At 46.6% G+C, this 15,884-nt stretch carries 13 protein-coding genes; 5 read left to right on the top strand and 8 right to left on the bottom strand.

What is annotated here, in order from left to right; all coding sequences use genetic code 11:
- Positions 1-9 precede the first annotated feature (9 nt).
- The gene (locus tag QUA04_RS18630; protein ID WP_333259021.1) at positions 10-153 is read left to right on the top strand and encodes a hypothetical protein; all 144 of its coding nucleotides are present in this window, start codon (positions 10-12) and stop codon (positions 151-153) included.
- A gap of 289 nt (positions 154-442) precedes the next feature.
- Positions 443-1,315, top strand: a complete 873-nt coding sequence (locus tag QUA04_RS18635; RefSeq protein ID WP_333259023.1) for a pentapeptide repeat-containing protein — start codon at positions 443-445, stop codon at positions 1,313-1,315.
- A 147-nt stretch (positions 1,316-1,462) separates the two neighbouring features.
- On the opposite strand, the gene QUA04_RS18640 is transcribed toward QUA04_RS18635, so the two are convergent.
- The 8 genes from QUA04_RS18640 to QUA04_RS18675 all read right to left on the bottom strand — a co-directional run bounded on the left by QUA04_RS18640 (position 1,463) and on the right by QUA04_RS18675 (position 12,392).
- Positions 1,463-2,677, bottom strand: coding sequence for an FAD-dependent oxidoreductase (locus tag QUA04_RS18640; RefSeq protein WP_333259025.1), 1,215 nt, complete (start codon positions 2,675-2,677; stop codon positions 1,463-1,465).
- Positions 2,678-2,903: 226 nt separating this feature from the next.
- A complete protein-coding gene (locus QUA04_RS18645) occupies positions 2,904-4,436 on the bottom strand; it encodes an NAD(P)/FAD-dependent oxidoreductase (RefSeq protein WP_333259027.1) in 1,533 nt (510 codons plus the stop codon).
- 267 nt (positions 4,437-4,703) lie between these two features.
- Complete coding sequence (locus QUA04_RS18650; protein WP_333047144.1) at positions 4,704-5,189, bottom strand: CRR6 family NdhI maturation factor; 486 nt, start codon at positions 5,187-5,189, stop codon at positions 4,704-4,706.
- Positions 5,190-5,335: 146 nt separating this feature from the next.
- On the bottom strand, positions 5,336-7,291 hold the full coding sequence (locus QUA04_RS18655) for a DUF3685 domain-containing protein (protein ID WP_333259029.1): 1,956 nt from the start codon (positions 7,289-7,291) through the stop codon (positions 5,336-5,338).
- A gap of 47 nt (positions 7,292-7,338) precedes the next feature.
- Complete coding sequence (locus QUA04_RS18660; RefSeq protein ID WP_333259031.1) at positions 7,339-9,552, bottom strand: hypothetical protein; 2,214 nt, start codon at positions 9,550-9,552, stop codon at positions 7,339-7,341.
- Between the two features lie 737 nt (positions 9,553-10,289).
- On the bottom strand, positions 10,290-10,757 hold the full coding sequence (locus QUA04_RS18665; RefSeq protein ID WP_333259032.1) for a Fur family transcriptional regulator: 468 nt from the start codon (positions 10,755-10,757) through the stop codon (positions 10,290-10,292).
- Positions 10,758-10,984: 227 nt separating this feature from the next.
- Positions 10,985-12,055, bottom strand: a complete 1,071-nt coding sequence (locus QUA04_RS18670; RefSeq protein WP_333259034.1) for an Hpt domain-containing protein — start codon at positions 12,053-12,055, stop codon at positions 10,985-10,987.
- 82 nt (positions 12,056-12,137) lie between these two features.
- Positions 12,138-12,392, bottom strand: a complete 255-nt coding sequence (locus tag QUA04_RS18675) for a hypothetical protein (protein WP_333076419.1) — start codon at positions 12,390-12,392, stop codon at positions 12,138-12,140.
- Between the two features lie 211 nt (positions 12,393-12,603).
- Between QUA04_RS18675 and QUA04_RS18680 the strand changes: the two genes are divergently transcribed.
- The 3 genes from QUA04_RS18680 (at position 12,604) to QUA04_RS18690 (ending at position 15,773) form a co-directional block, all read left to right on the top strand.
- Positions 12,604-13,263 (top strand): DUF1345 domain-containing protein, encoded by a 660-nt coding sequence (locus QUA04_RS18680; protein ID WP_333259036.1) that lies wholly within the window; start codon positions 12,604-12,606, stop codon positions 13,261-13,263.
- A 162-nt stretch (positions 13,264-13,425) separates the two neighbouring features.
- A complete protein-coding gene (locus QUA04_RS18685; protein WP_333259038.1) occupies positions 13,426-13,935 on the top strand; it encodes a hypothetical protein in 510 nt (169 codons plus the stop codon).
- Between the two features lie 227 nt (positions 13,936-14,162).
- Positions 14,163-15,773: a hypothetical protein gene (locus QUA04_RS18690; RefSeq protein WP_333259039.1), complete on the top strand. Its 1,611-nt coding sequence runs from the start codon at positions 14,163-14,165 to the stop codon at positions 15,771-15,773.
- Positions 15,774-15,884: the final 111 nt, after the last annotated feature.

The raw sequence follows: 15,884 nt of genomic DNA on the forward strand, positions 1-15,884 counted from the left end.
TAAGGAAAAATGACCGTAGATCCAATTTGCAGCTATGACCCGGCTAGCCTTCGCGACACCGGGCGCAAAAACAACGAACAAATTTGCAGTCTCGGTTTAAAAAAGCTGTTAGCCACAGTGGACAACAAGAATATTAATTTTACTATTGATTAACACTTCGGACAGTGTTTGATGGCTTACCTACTGAGAATAACGGTTCCCCGGAGTTCAGTACGATCGCAACGCTTGCCGAAGCCCACTAGAGACCCACGATAAATCAAGGGTTTCAGACTATGGCCTCAAAACGGTCGGGACTCTGGAAAAAGCAAAGAGTATATGTATAAATATCAAGTTAATTGTCAGCTTTCTTGAAAGTGCGAGCGCATCCGCTCCGTTTGAGATAAAATACTTATAAAGAGTGTTTATTTCTAAATAAATTTCCGCTATTAGGAATGTGACCCGTATGGAAGTAACCGAGCTGCTCAAAGAGTACGAAAATGGAAACAGAGACTTTGCTGACGCAAACCTCAGCGGAGCAAACCTCAGCGGAGCTATGTTGGTGGGAATAAACCTTTCGAGGGCTAACCTGTCGGGAGCTAACCTGAGTCGGGCGCATCTGACCAAAGCAGAACTAAACGGCGCAAACCTTTACAGGGCAAATCTGAGTTTTGCCAAAATGGGTCAAGCCAAACTAGCGGACGCAGAGCTTACCAAAGCCAATCTCAGCGGAGCTTTCCTCGTCAAAGCAAAACTCCCCAGGGCAAAGTTGAGTGGCGCCCAACTCATCGGTAGCAACCTGCGGAGCGCCATCCTCTGGAACGCCAATTTGTGTACAGCCGACCTGCAATTCATCAACCTGCGGGGAGCCAACCTCACGGGAGCCAACCTCAACTGGGCAAACTGCGGAGGAGCAAAACTCAGCGGTGCAAAGCTTTTTGGCGCTCAACTAACAGGCATCTATCTCAGCAAAGCTTACATCAATGGCATCGACCTGAGCAGGACGGATCTCAATGGCGTCAACCTGAGCGGAGCCAAACTGAACGGGGTAAACCTGGAAGGCTCGAACTTGTTAGCCGCCAATCTCAGCGAAGCTCAGTTACGGGGCGTCAAGTTGATGGGAGCAGATTTAACCAGGGCAAATCTGGTGGGAGTTTCTTTGGTGCAGGCAAATCTCGATTGGGCTAGACTGTGCTATGCAGACTTGAGCGAAGCCGACTTGAGCGGGGCAACATTCACGGGAACCAACTTTGAGGGTACTCAGTTAGCGGGCTCAACAATGCCCCCATCTTTGAGCAATGATGTCTACTTAACTGCAGCACGTGGTGTCGCAGCTTAAGCAACGCCAAAAATTACTTTCGCATCCGAGTGGACGACTCTCGCATTGGTTTAACTGTTTGATGCAGACATCATTACTTTTGTGAGAGTGTTGCACCGGCAAGAAATTTACTGACCTTTGCGAGAGTTTGTAGCATCACAATTGAGTTCACCCAATTAATTTTGCGACTCGCAAAGCAGAGGTAATGGCTCCTTCGTGCAAACCATTCCCCAAATAAGCTCCCGCATGATAAGTGTTGTTCTCGCCATTAGTCTCGATAACTTCATCTCGATATCGAAAAGACTCGACATTGTACAGCGGCGTGTGATGTTTCTGAATGTGAATAATGTCTTTTTTGGCGATCGACTCTTCCAGATGAAAAGCTAAACTGTACTCTCGTGGCGATGAGATGCCGCAAAGCTGATTCAAACTCGCATTATATCCCCATCCCTTATCCGTCTCGAAAAAATCAAATTCTGATAACTTGCGGATACCGTAGCGATCGTACATTGATGTATCAGAATGCAGTACAGTGGTTGCATAATTGGCTTTCCACGCCGAAAACCGCTTTGTTTCCGCATCCGTTGGATCAGACAATAGCCTCATAACTTGATCTGGTGGCATCGCAAAAACCACCTTATCAAATTCCTGGATTTCCCCATCAGAAAGCACAATTTTTACAGCATCAGCACTTCTAAAAATATTGGCAATCTCCACATTTAGCAGTATCTCCCCCTTAAACCGCTCCAAAATCTTTTCAATGTAAGAATACACCCCGCCTTTAATCCTCACCCAGTTGACCGAGGCATATTCGCGTAGAACAGGCATCGCCAATTCCGCCGGAAAATTGTCGAGCAATTCAAAGGGTATCGAGTAGCTATACATCGTCAGCAACCTCAACCAATAATTGCGGATGCACGAGCTTTTCAAAGACTCAGAAAGCGGTACATCGTAGAAATCGTGCTGTTTAGCAAACCGCATTTTTAAAATAAATCCAGCCGAACGAGCGTAGAGACTATCAAGTCGCAAATACTCGATCAGGCGTTGGATTCCGGTGAAATTCTTTCGGATAGAAACCGCAGACAAAAAGTGGGTGCCATCTTTAAAAAACAGGGCTGAACCAATCTGCACAGGTTCTAATTCAACGCCTAGCTCCTGCATAAAAGCCATGAAATTGTAAAACACAGTCGGAAATTCCAGTACCCCATTTTCTAATATTTCATTACACTCAGATTGATTGGCCGCAACATTTTTGTTAAGTGTCCGAATGTGTCCGCCTAAAATCGGCTGACTTTCCAACACAGTGACGTGATGTCCCTGTTTATCAAGCCAGTAGGCTGCTGCCATACCGCTCGCTCCGCCCCCAACAATTGCAATTCTCATAGTTCACTCCTACTTGATAGAATGGAACATTAATCATCGAATGCTTAAGAGCTGTTGGAGAGACGATCCGATCCCCCCTACCCCCCCTTAATAAGGGGGGAGAAGAACCTTTTCCTAGCTTTCTCTCGTTGCCCGGTTGGATGTGATGCCCTTTTTATTTTTTAGTCTGCGGAGGCAGACTTCGTTTCTGTAGTAGCGATTTCCATCGCCGAGTAACCAATTCCTCTTAGCCTAAAATCGCATCGCCGGATAAACGTTGATAAAGCAGCGCCCCCGTCCAAAATGTGGGTGCAAAGCCTGGATAGCCCGAAGAGGCGTTGCAGAAATAGAAATTGTTGAGGGATGTTTCATGATTTAGCCGATCGACCCCCATGTTGCGCGGCGTCAGGCTGGAACCGTAGGAATTACCGTTAGGACACCAACAGAAGCGCTCGTTAGTCGTCGGACTTCCGGTAATATGAAAGACCATGTGTTTGCGGAAATTCGGAACATAGTGTTTTTCCACAACATCTAAAATCGAGTCGAGAATTTCTTGTTTCTTCTGTCTGTAAGCTTTGCGATCGCTCTCCCAAACTTGTTTAAAATAGCTGTAATTAGCAACAGTCAGAAATTCCACAATTTGACAATCTTCTGGACAATCCCGCCGCGCTTCCGTGAGTAAAGTTGGCGTTGTAATGGCAAAGCTCGGACGAGAAAAATCATTTTGGTCATACATTTGAGCAAAAGCTTCATTTAGATCCAAGTGTTCCGAATGAAACGTATTCCACTTGCCAAATCCATAGTCTCGGAGATCGATATCTTTGACAACGCAGTACACCATGTAGTTAGATGCAGAATACTCATAGTTGAGTTTCCGCCGCACTTTTTTAGAGAACAGTTCCTCTCCAATCATCTTGGCCGCTCTTTTCGGGTCAAGGTTGCAAATCACCGTGTCGCCGGTGAATTCATGGCTTTGATGCGTGGTCAAATCCATCGCTTCAACTCCAGTTACTGTTCTGTTTGTCACCCTAAAATTCGTGACTTCATGGTTTAATAGAACTTTCCCCCCGTTGGATTCAATGACTTTAACTAAAGAATTGATGACATCTTCAAAATGCTGCGTCGGGTAAAATGCACCTTCTTGATAGCCTCTAAACAAGGCAATCCAAGCATAGAAAGAAAGCTGATTTGGGGGCAGCAAAAAGTCCGGCCATTGCAGGGCTAATAAGGTTTGGGCGGCTTGGGGGAGTTGGAACTTGTCGAAAACGTCCTGAAGTGTACTGTTGAGGTGTTGGACGGCACAGAATACGTCACCGAAGTTTTTGAGCAATTCAATTGGTTTGACAGGAGGAGCGAGTTTTCTGAGTCCCTCGCCGGTTTTCTCGACTTCGTTGACGAATTGGCGAATTCTCTCGCCTGCTTCGGGGAACAGCGCCGACAATCTGCGGATCAGTTCCTCTGGTTCCGAGGGTATATCTAGCGCGTACCCAGGCATTCTCATGTGGTCGTAGCCATTCGGATCGTACCGCTCAAAGGTGACATCTCGATCGAGGCCGAGTTTTTTGAGAACTCGATTGACTGTATGTCCTTCGCCGCAGTCCCAAACGTAGTGGAATTGGGCATTAAAGGTGTATTTTTTGGCCATCGTAAAGGTGTGACCAAAGCCTCCGGGATGCTCGTGAGCTTCGAGGATGTGTACGGTTTTGCCGGAGTTTGCCATCAAAGCTCCGAAAACCAGTGCTGATAAACCACTGCCGACGATGAGGTAATCTGTTGTCATGGTAAATTTCCTCGATCGATTGAATGGGGCGATCGTTGTTTATTTAAACTAGCTCTCAATTCTGAGAAAATTGTGAAGAGGGCTTACCACGCTATTTGTGGGGTACACACTGCGTACCTTACGCCTTTTTGGGCGGGCTAGAAGCCAACCCCTACTCGCCACAGTAGGGTGAAGCATCTAAATTTTACAGTCAAGTTTGAGCGAATTCTTGTGGGGTGGGCGTCCCGCCCGCCCAAAAAATACAATTTAGGTGGGCTTACTTACAGCTTATTTGTGCGGCACAATCACATCAAAAAAAGCATCGTCCAAATCATAACCAAACATCTGCGACATCGCCATCAACTTTGATTTACTGGGAATTCCCTGCTGATTAAACCAATCAGTCAACACGAATATTTTGCTCATCAAAAACATTTCCAAAGCTTCAGGATTGTACTGAATACCTTGGGTGCGGTGGAACTGGTGCGGCACCAACATCGCGGCATAGCGCGCTAATTCTCCCGCTTTCCAATCCAGCAAAAATGGCAGCCAAGGGTAACAAGCATCCAAGCGAATAAACCACAGCCGCACTTCGGGAATTTCCGAGATTTCTCGCGGATCTAACTCTTCGCGCGGATACTCAATTTCAAATTGTAGCTGTTGTTCGTTGTGGGCGATCGCTCCTTCTGCCAGCCACTTTTCAATCACAGTCCGCACCGGAGACAAATCTAAACTGTTTATGCGATCGGCATCTATCGATATCATAATACTCATAAAAAGTCAACCTTATAGCATTAAGTTACTATCTATAATACCACCAATTACCAATCACCAATCACCAATTCTATCAAATCCGACTGATTAATGTATTAATGTAAATCCCTTAAACCCCTTATACTGCTTCGTTCCCAAACTTCCCGTTACCCGTTTTTCCCAAACTTGGTATCTTGCAAAGAATTACCAATCCCCTGGATAATTCCCCGCCCGATTAAACCAATTCCCCGCCCTATTACCTGGGTCAAAACGTAAACAACAGCAGCACCCAACAGCGAAATAACCGCGCGAACCCTAGGTGCGATCGCATCCCTGGTTTCCAGCAGCAAAGTCAAGGCTAACTGCCACCCAGAAAGCTGTGCTAACTCCCGATTTCTCGGAGAATAAATAGAAATTCTTTTAATTCCCAAATCCCCCAAAACAAACAACCAAAACTTGCTTTCAAAAATCGCTTTCGGTTCCACAAAATATCTATCCCAGCTATATCTCCACGACAAATTATTCCGAAACCTCTCAATTTCTCGCGTCGAAATCAACTTCCCATCGTAAAACATTTGCTTGATTTCTTCAATATTTGCCAAATTATTTAGTAGAGGCTGTACCACTCCGCTAGCAACTTGTATTGCCAAATTTTCCAACAAAGCTTCAGCTCGCTGCATAGCTTCCGGGCTGCCTGAAACACAAGAAACATTGTCAACTGTTAGAGGAATTTCAAATAGCAAATGTGCAAAAAACTCAACTGTCATCGGTATTTTGTCAAGTATTTCTGCGGCAACTACATCCGCATCGGCCAGCAGCATCGGCACTACTTCTACGCCCCTGCCAGCCAAGAGATAAGCAGCGCTTCCCCCTTGGCTTTCTTCCAGTTTTAAGCTTGCTTGACTGCCATCAAAAACCAGATTTTCTTTCGTTTGCAGTGTATAGTATCTGCCAAAAAAATCTATGATTGTCGCCTCCCACAAATTCCGTAAAATAGCAGGCATTTTTTGCGACAAGTGAGTTTGCTGTACTTGCGAAAAGCGCAATTCCTCCAGCAAATCCTTTAACTTCCGCAGGATGGAACTCATCAATTCACGCTTTTTGGGCGATCGCAAAATATCGATTTCCAAAGGCAAGCCAGTCAAATTCACCAACTCAAACTGGAATTTAGTCGCCACAGAGTCAAACAAGCTATTTTGCCAATTAGTTGCCACGTCCAAATAATTCGCCGAAACTTGAGAATTCGCTACTTGCAACTGAGAATTATTCAACCAATTCTCCCGTCTTCCTTCTGCCTCTTCCTTCTCCCCTCTTCCTTCTTCCTTCTTCCTTCTTCCTTCTTCCTTCTTCCTTCTTCCTTTTGCCTTCTCCCCTTTTCCTTCAAATAATAACTGACTGACAATCCAACGAGCTGCGAGTAATTCTCTGCGGCGCCCGCTGAGTACAACCCCATCTAAAATAGAGGGCAAATCAGTCGCATCTGCGGCTCTGAACTCTTGCAAATTAGCTTGGACAACCGCCAAAGTTGCATCTATTTCCCGTAGTCCAGAACGACAAAAATAAGCCAGCATTTTTTTGTGGACTGGCGTATCAACGGTCAAATTATCTGCATTTTTATCGGCAATTGCTGCGGAGTTTTCTACTGTTTGAACCACCGCTGCATTTAGTTCTATTTCCGAGTTAGCTGCCGCATCCGTCGCCCAATAAGTGTGACCAAATGCCACCGCGCGAACAGCTTCGATTGTCAGAGAAATATCTCTACCTTTAGGAGAATACCCATTCGCGCCTGCAGCCTGTAAATCCGCCAACAACTCCGGTGTCAGCGGCCCGCCTAGCAGCAACAGGGGCAGGTTGGGGTACAAACTTTTGAGTTCGCGACAAAATGCCAGCGCCTCTGTTTGACCCGATCGCAAATTTAGGGTCTCAACAGCCAAAATTGCCAAATCTCCAGGCTTCTTGGCTGTTTCAGAGCCGAGGGAGCGAGCTTCTAGAACCCGCAAAGCCTCGTTTCGCGTTGAAACCTCTGCGACAACTTGCAAGTCTGGATACTGCTCGCAAGCGACTCGCAGCCCCAGCCGGAAAATGGGGTCGCTATCGATCGTCAGCAGTTGCAAATTACTCACTTGATTTTAGATTGGAGATTTTAGAGCTCGATCGCGCGAAAACCCCATTACTCGGGGATCAAATTAGCATCAGGAGGACCAGCCGAGTCAGGAATCGAGGGCGGCGCGGGTTCCGGAGCCGGAGCCGGAGGAGGAGCAGGTTCCGGAGCCGGAGCCGGGGCCTGTTCTCTCGCGGGCGGAGAGTAAGGTTCCGGCTCCCTCGCGGGGGGATAGTAAGGTTCCGGCTCCCTCGCGGGGGGATAGTAAGGTTCCGGTTCCCTTGCGGGGGGATAGTAAGGTTCCGGTTCCCTTGCGGGGGCCTGTTGGCTGGCGGGCGGATAGTAAGGCTCGGGAGCCGGAGCCTGCTCGGGAGCCGGAGCCTGCTCCTCTTGTCGGGGAGCCGGCGCGTACTCCTCTTGTCGGGGAGCAGGCGCGTACTCGCGAGCGGGTTCCGGCGCGTACTCACGAGCGGGTTCCGGCGGCGGTGCACTGTTGGCTCTGAGTTCAGCACTCCAGCGGCCGATCGCACCTGCAGCCTCTGAATACAGCGCCCTACCGTAACCGATTTGGGAAGCCGTATCGATCGCCGCTCCTAGACTGCCTTTAGATGCCAATTCCGCAGCTCGATCGAGAATCGGTCTGTCTTGAGCAACTTGCAGTTCGCTCACCCACTGATAGACATTATCCTGAGCTTTCGCGTACAAAGTCCTACCGCTCTTAATTGCCGAAGCTTTTTCAATAGCAGCACTAAGTTTTCCTTGCTTCGCCAGGGCGATCGCTTCATCCAAAAAAGGCTGATCTTGAATAACTTCTATGCGTTTCGTCCACTGAGCCAAGAGAGTTTGCGCTTCTACCCTGCGGGGGCGGTTTTGAGCAATCAGAACTACCTGAGCGATGCCCGCCTTGAGTCCTTCAACGGTTTGCGCTTCTGCCAACTGCTTCGCCAGAGTCAGAAAAGATTCGTCTTCGATCCGCTGAATTTCCCGGCGCCAAGAAGCCACCAAAGTTTGAGCGTGAATCCGCCGCGGCTGCTTAAGTCCGATGGTTTGTGCTTGCTCGATCGCGAGTCCAAACGTCCCTATCTGACCGACACTAGCGATCGTACTCGCCACTTGCAGACGCAGCAAATCTTGAAACTGCACCTGCAAATTTTCAATTTGAACTTGAGCTTGCTTGTACAGAGGGCGACCCGGAGCAATTTGGCTAGCAGCCCCCTGCCCTTCCAGCAAGCTAAAAATGTGTTGTGGCAGCGGAGTTGATATCGACTGGTTCCACGTCACTGCCTGAGCCCTACCCAACTGCATCAAATCTTGAGCTTCCGCAAACAGCGGGGAATCCTGCGGCACAACCGAAGCAGCCTCGATCGCCCCCGGCAGGTCTTTCGCCCCCAACCGTTTAGTAGCCATTGCCAGCAAAGTCCGGCTCCAGCCCTCAATTTCCTTCTCAGCTTTAGCGCGGGCAAAAAGCTGCGAGTCTATTTTACGAGCCAGGACGATCGCCTCAGCGAACTTTTGCGGAGTTCCGTCCTTCGCCAAATCTCTAGCCTCTTGCAAGCGCTGCCAGCCGTTTCTTTCCAAAGAAATCTGCTGGATCAGCTCGTTGTACCGCTTCTGACTCCAGAAAACATTTTCCAGCTTGAACAGAGCTTGAGCATAATCCCAGGCCTTCCTTAAATCCTCACTTTTCAAAGCTGCTAGGGCTGTATCGTAGAGTTTTTGGCCCTCCTGCCAATTTTTTTCCCAAGCAGTCACAGCTTCCTGTACATCAGGGTAAGACGGACTGGTTTTCGGAATTTTCGCCACAATCTCCAGAGCGCCCTTCAAATCGCCCACCTCAATTTTCGCCCTGGCGAATCCCAGCATGGCTTTCGACCATTCCCCGATCAAATGTTGACCCTGCGAGTATAGAGGGTGTTCTTTCGGCCAAGCCTGCACCAGTGCTATTGCCGATTCTAGCTGTTCTAGCTTGCCCGACTTAGCAGCTTGCTGAGCGCAGTAAAGTCGCTCTCCATCCGCCGCGAGCGGTGACAGTTGCTGGCAATTGGGCGGCGGCGGCATCGTCAGCAACCACAGAAATGCAGCGGCACCGGTTACTCCAAATCCCACCAGGAGACTCAGCCAGATAAGTTGCCACTGCCAAAAAGTTCTTTTGCCCTCAATCGGCAGCGCCGTTACTGAGGAACTCGCATCGCCTGTCGCCTCTGCACTGAACTGTGCCGTCGGTTTGGGGGATGGGTTGTATTGCGGTGGTGTGTGGAATTGGTCAGATTGTCGTCTCGCCATTACTTCAGCCTGTCCTGTAATGCGCACTCTTCACGTGACACTCCCACATCAAATCTATAGATTGTGATGTCGGCTTCTGACTCCTGTTAAGGAGATCGAGAACTTCCTTCAAGGTACTGGCCATCTTTCCCTCTACGGCGTTTTATAGTGAGGTTCGTGTCTGGCCCCACTGGTTGCTTCCGAGTATTTTAGGCTCTCGAAGCACGTAAATCATACCAGTTATCACACAGTTATTGACAGATCCCGGGGCCGTTTAGCAGAAAAAACAGTATGAAGCCCCCGTCAGTCTATCAATTTTAGATTTTAGATTTTAGATTTTAGATTTTAGATTTGACTCCACAGATGAATTGGGGGAGCGATTAAACTAAGGTCTAATATTAAATCCGGTTCAGCAATTCCCTGATCAGACTCAGCGGTTGAAACCCACACTACACAAACTTTCGTCTTCTCCAAGCAGATTAAAAATCAAGGGGAAACTACAGCCGGATTTGGTCTACACTTTTACGTGTAGCCGATAGAACTGATTTTTTGGGTATAGTCGTAAATTTTATTCCCGATCGCCAAACTTGCCGATCGAGTTTCATTTTTCTGTTTTCATTTTTTTTCTACTGTGCCCAATTCCGGCGGGCGACGGCAAAAAAACCGATCGAACCCAGCAAAATACTTAAATCCTTTTATACGACGGCTCGGCCCAGCACAAAGATCGGTTCTGTTTCCAACAGCCGCTGCTTTATCCGTTACGAAGCCTTTGGCGTATCGCTGACACTCGATGCTTGCGTGGTGGCGGACTCTGCCGATCGATATCCGTAGAAATCTATCCGGTAGTCTACAATTTTGACACCCGTTTGCTCTTGGATTAGCTCGATCAAGTCGATCGGCAGTTCCACATGAACGTCTAGAATCTGAGCCGTATCAAGACAATTGACATGAGAGTGAGAGTCGCTGACATTGCCGTACAAGCGTCCCTCCGAGCGTTCTATGCACTCAATAATCCCTGCTCTCGACAAAGCTTCTAGATTTTGATAAACAGAAGTATGCCCGATCGAATGCGCTTGTTTGTTGAGGCGATCGTAAATTTCGCGAGCCGAGAGGTGTTCTTTTGCCTCCCACAAAAGTTCTAGAATAAATCGACGCTGGCGGCTCAAGCGCATTCCCATCGCCTGACAGCGGTTTAAAGCATCTTCTAATGAACTAATTGGTTTCACAGCTACCGCCTTATAAAGCCTGCTCGATTTTTAATTCTGGTACAATATTGCACGCCTACATATCCACTAATTCTAACGCAGGCTTGCCCAACAGTAGAAGGTAGAGGGCAAAAATCTCGAATGAGTGAATTTTTTCGAGTTGCTGCTCAACTCATGCTGCCAGCACCCCCAGAAAATTGTCCGCTTCAAAAATATTGCTTTGACTCTATCTTCTACTGCAACAAGTCCTAGTTCGAGGATTTGATGGCTTGAACCAGTAACTTGGCGATTTCGGAAAGTTGCTTTTTGTTGAAAGTTTTTAGCAAAAGTTTAACTACCGCCTTCGGTTCGGCGGGAAGTGCGACTTGCTTTGACGCTGCTGCTGGGGCTGCTGCGGCGGCTGGGGCGCTTGCCTCTGCTGGTTTTGGGCTTGCTGCCAAAAGTAGCAAATTTTTACTCGGAACGATCGTCTTGACTTTCCCCCCTTGTACTAAATCGCCAGCTTCCTTGAGTTCTTTGATAATCAGCGGAGCTAAGACTTTATAAGAGTTTTTGGGATTAACGATCGCTGCTCTAGCGGTTTTTACTAAATTTTGCCAAGTCTCAATTTTACCTCCCAACTTATAGAGGCGAATGCACACAGCCGTCAACTCAGAGCGACTAGCAGCCGATTCTTTCTGCTTGAACACCTGCAACATTTCTTTGAGTAAAGTCATCACTTCAACAGCAAAATTCGCCGGCACAGCGCCCGCTGTTGGAGCGGCGGGCGTACCAGACCCAGCAGCAGCCTGCACTTTGCCCGACGCCAATTTATCGAGATGAGTTTCCAGTTGAGCAAAAACAGGCATCACCTGCTGCACGAGTTTTTCTCCCTCTTCATTCCTCAAGCCGAAAGGCCCCTCCAGTCGCCCCAGCAAGTCCTTAAGCGTATCAACTCCCTTTAAAAATAGGGATTCTGCCGTTTGGTCAACCTGCTTGACGGGCCCGTCCTTGAGCACCTTAAAACAATCTTCCAAGCGGTGAGCGGTTGTTTTAATACTATCTAAGCCGAGCATAGCCGCCCCTCCTTTCACGGAATGGGCGGCTCGAAACATCTCTTGGACGCTTTCGGGGTCTTTCATCGTGGACTTTAAATCCACTAAACCATTTTCTAGAGTATCGAGGTGCTCCTTAGCCTCCTCTATAAACAAACGCATAATTCGGTCTTGCTGATCTGACACGACAGTCCTCCTAACAATCTCAGCACCCTCCAGAAAGCACCCTCTTCGCGGGAGAAAACGCGACTCCTTGCTAAAGTCGGAAGCTCCCATGCAAAACATTCTAGCCTGCCTCAGCTAGCAGACTCAAAATACTGGTGTCGGGGCAATCTTAGCGCTAAAACTGGTGCGGTGGAGATTGAGCCTAGAGTTCTGAGGGAGTATCTGGAGCGACTTCAATACCCATTCCTTGTTTCATCATCTGCTGAGCCGTAATCAAGTCGCTTAACTCCTTGACTTCGACGCCGATATCTTGGCAAGCCTGTTTCAGTTCCCGCTCGAAGGTGTTGAGGTCGCCTCCGTAGCCACAAAGCTTCGCGGCTGTGGCGATTCCTTGTTGGGCGTTAGCTTTGGCGCAGTCGATCAATTCAATGCCTTTGAGGGGTTGGGAGGATGCCATAATTTCAAGCCACAATTTATATTTTCTCCCACTGTACCTAGAAGGTTGAGGTCGATCGATCTATCGAAAGGCATGAAAAATTCTGCCTGTGCTGCGCGTTACCAATTCATTATCTTTGGGGATTTCCTGAAAAGATAGGAGTTAAGATTTTCTAACCGTTACTGTGCCTAACTTAGGCTAAATTACTGTGAGAAATGTTTCCAAATCTCAAATGCACTGGGTCTGGAGCGTCCGGCACCGCCTGTTTGTGTCTGTTCTGTTTGCTATAGCAGTTGCTGTTTTCCTGCCGCCTCACTATTTCCTCCTGACTCGGACGCTGTGCATTTGGAACGCGGGCGCTGTGAGTTTCCTGCTTTTGACTTGGATGCTGATGCTGCAAGGCACTCCCGAAATAATGCGCCACCACGCTCAGCAGTTGGACGCTGGCCGCTTAACAATCTTAAGTACGATCGTGGCGGCGGCTTGTGCTAGCTTGTTAGCTATCTTCTTCCTGCTGCGCGATACCAAAGGCCTGCCCCCCGATTTGCTATTTCTGCACTTAGGGCTTTCTGTTCTTACAATTATTGGCTCTTGGATGCAGGTACACACTATCTTCACGATGCACTATGCCCGCAGCTACTACAAAAACCGCAGCAAGCAGCACGGCAGTTACTTGCAGGCGGGGGGTTTGGATTTTCCGGGCGACGAGGAACCTGACTACAAAGATTTTTTATATTTCTCCTTTGGTATTGGCATGACTTGCCAAGTTGCAGACGTGCAGATCACTTCTCGTTCGACGAGGTATCTCGTGCTTTTTCACAGCGTGCTGTCGTTCTTTTTTAACACCGCTATTCTGGCTATGAGCGTCAATATTATTGCTGGATTGAGTTGACATTATTCTGTCCCAGTGGAAAGTTTCACCCTAATAATAGTTCGACTGCTTAGGTTATATCGGGCGGTATATCAAAGTTATCTCTCCGAGTTGAGTATTTTAATAAAGTTCCGCTATCATTGGGAGGGAGAACTAAGTATCATGGTTTAGGTGAGTTTTACAGTGACCAAGAAGAAACGGAAGAAAGAAAAAATTTTTCCCCAAGCAAATAATAAAAACCAGTCTAGAGGTTTTGGTACTCGTCGCGTCGAAAAAGAATTTACTGGATTCACTTATCACAAGATGTCATCACCGTTTGAGGGAATGACTGAAGACGAAAGAGTTGAATTAATTAAGAAATTAGGTGAAAACTTCGGTCAACAATTTGAGGTCTCTTTTGAAACATTGCAAAAACAAATTTTTCAGGTTGAGCCTTGTTCTTTACTATCGTTTTTTGCCTACTACGATTTAACTACTTCACCCGGTATAAATCGTGAATGGACTGAAAAAAATCCAATCCTTCAACATCATGTAGAATTTCTACAAGGTCTTCTTCTTCAGCATTCACAAGATTCATTTGATTTCAGATCAGCTCTACCACAAGACTTTGTTGAGTTTCGCCAACTGGTTCAGGATGTCACACGTGGATTTCAAATGAAGCCTTTATCCCTAGCCGATCCATCGAAACCATAGAGCAGCATCAGAAGCTTATCACAGTAGAAAGGATCAGGGCAGATACTCAAGCTGTACGTAACTGGGGATATCCACAACAAGTTAAGCGGATTGTTTCGGATTTATTCTCAAGCCTGGATGATACGATCGAGCAAAGAATTGGAGTTCGAGTTCGTTGTTTAGTTGAAATGTGGTTCCAAATACTCGATGTTGTTGAGTACAGAATTAATCAGCATCGGAATTTGGTTATGCCTGCGCTCCGCGCCAAAAACATCGAAACAGCTATCAAAGAATATTATCAAGCTTTTCCCGATCTTACTTCATCTCCAGAAGACCTCTCAGCCTTTGTTCAGGAGAAAGATTTAACTCTTGACGGCTTAAGAGCTATTATTTTCAGTCAAAGTGATCTACGACTAAAACCTATTTACACATTAACACTCGATACGTTTGTAGATGCTTACCCAAAAGCTGTTAATCCAGAAGCATTAAAAAATGTGCTGGATGCCTGGTCGCTATCTTTCGGAGATTTATCAGACTGGAATCCAGAACATTTATTTCTTGGCAATCCTGTTTGGCAGAAACCTCTCATCAAGCTTGAGGTGGGAACTTATTTCTGCCCAGTCATAACACTCTTCTTAAATTATTTCATAGATATTATGGAAGCTATTATTAAACCTCATGCTGAAATTTATAAAAAATATGAAGAGCGTAGAGGAAAATTTTTGGAGCAAGAGATTTATCAGCTTTTCCAAAAAGCTTTCCCATCTGCCAAGCTTTATCAAGGTAGCGAATGGTTCGATGCTACAACCAAGAAGACTTTTGAAACTGACCTTCTGGTTTTACTCGACTCTTATTTGCTAGTTGTGGAGGCTAAATCAGGTAGAGTGACTGAAGCGACAAAGCGTGGGGCATTTGAGAGCCTAAAGAAGATTGTCAAAAAATTAATGGTAGAACCATCCCTTCAATCCAAAAGATTTTCTGATTACCTAATAAAAAATCCCGGTTTGCATCAGTTGAATAATCGCAAAGGCGAATTACATGAAGTTGACTGTTCAAAAGTACGTGAGGTGGTTCGCTTGAGTATCACTTTAGAGTCATTGGGTACTCTTTTTTGTCGAGCCACCGATTTGAAACAAGCGGGTTTAATTGGATATGATATTGAAATGTCTCCAACTATGTCTCTTGCTGATCTCGAAATTATCTTTGAAATTTTGGAGGGAAGTTGTGAGAAACTACACTACTTAGTGCGGCGAGCAGAATTTGAGAAAAATGCTGATTATAATGGCGATGAGATTGATTTGCTTGCGTTCTATCTTGATACAGGGTTTAACATTGGGAATGCTGAGTTTACTCAACAGCGTCTTTCCTTACTTGGCATGTCCAACATTTTTGATCCATTTTTTATGAAGGAATTACCTAAAAGTGAAACTCCTAAACCGCAGCGTAAATTAACACGTTGGTGGAGAAGCATTATCCAGCATATTGAATCACGGCAGTCTGAGCGTTGGACTGAAGTTGGTTGTGTACTTCTCAATTTTACTCATGAGGATCAAACAAAGTTTGAAGAAGGGTTCAAACGAATTAAAAAAATTGTCCATAAGTTTTGGCAACTACCCGATCACAATAATACTTGTATCTTGACTAATGAAATAGTTCCAGAGCGCGGAGCAGTCGTTGGCTTCGCCTATAAGCGTATTGATAGAGAAAAAAGAAATCGAACAATGGAAAATGCTCTGGATGAAGCTATGAGCATTTCTCCTGTCAGCCGAGTTGTGGTTATTGGGGTAGATGTTGAGCAAAATGATTATCCATACAGTGTAGTTGCCCGTCATCTCAGTGAAGATGAGAATGCTTTTTAGTAAATGGACAATTGACAAGGGAAAATATAGTTTTAACCCACATTCCGCAGATATTCAAGCAGAAGGAAAGGAAGATAGATTCGGAAACACAAAACTCCCAAACGATTGCCG

This window comes from Microcoleus sp. S13_C5 (assembly GCF_036700845.1).
In the GTDB taxonomy this organism is placed as follows: Bacteria; Cyanobacteriota; Cyanobacteriia; order Cyanobacteriales; family Microcoleaceae; genus Microcoleus.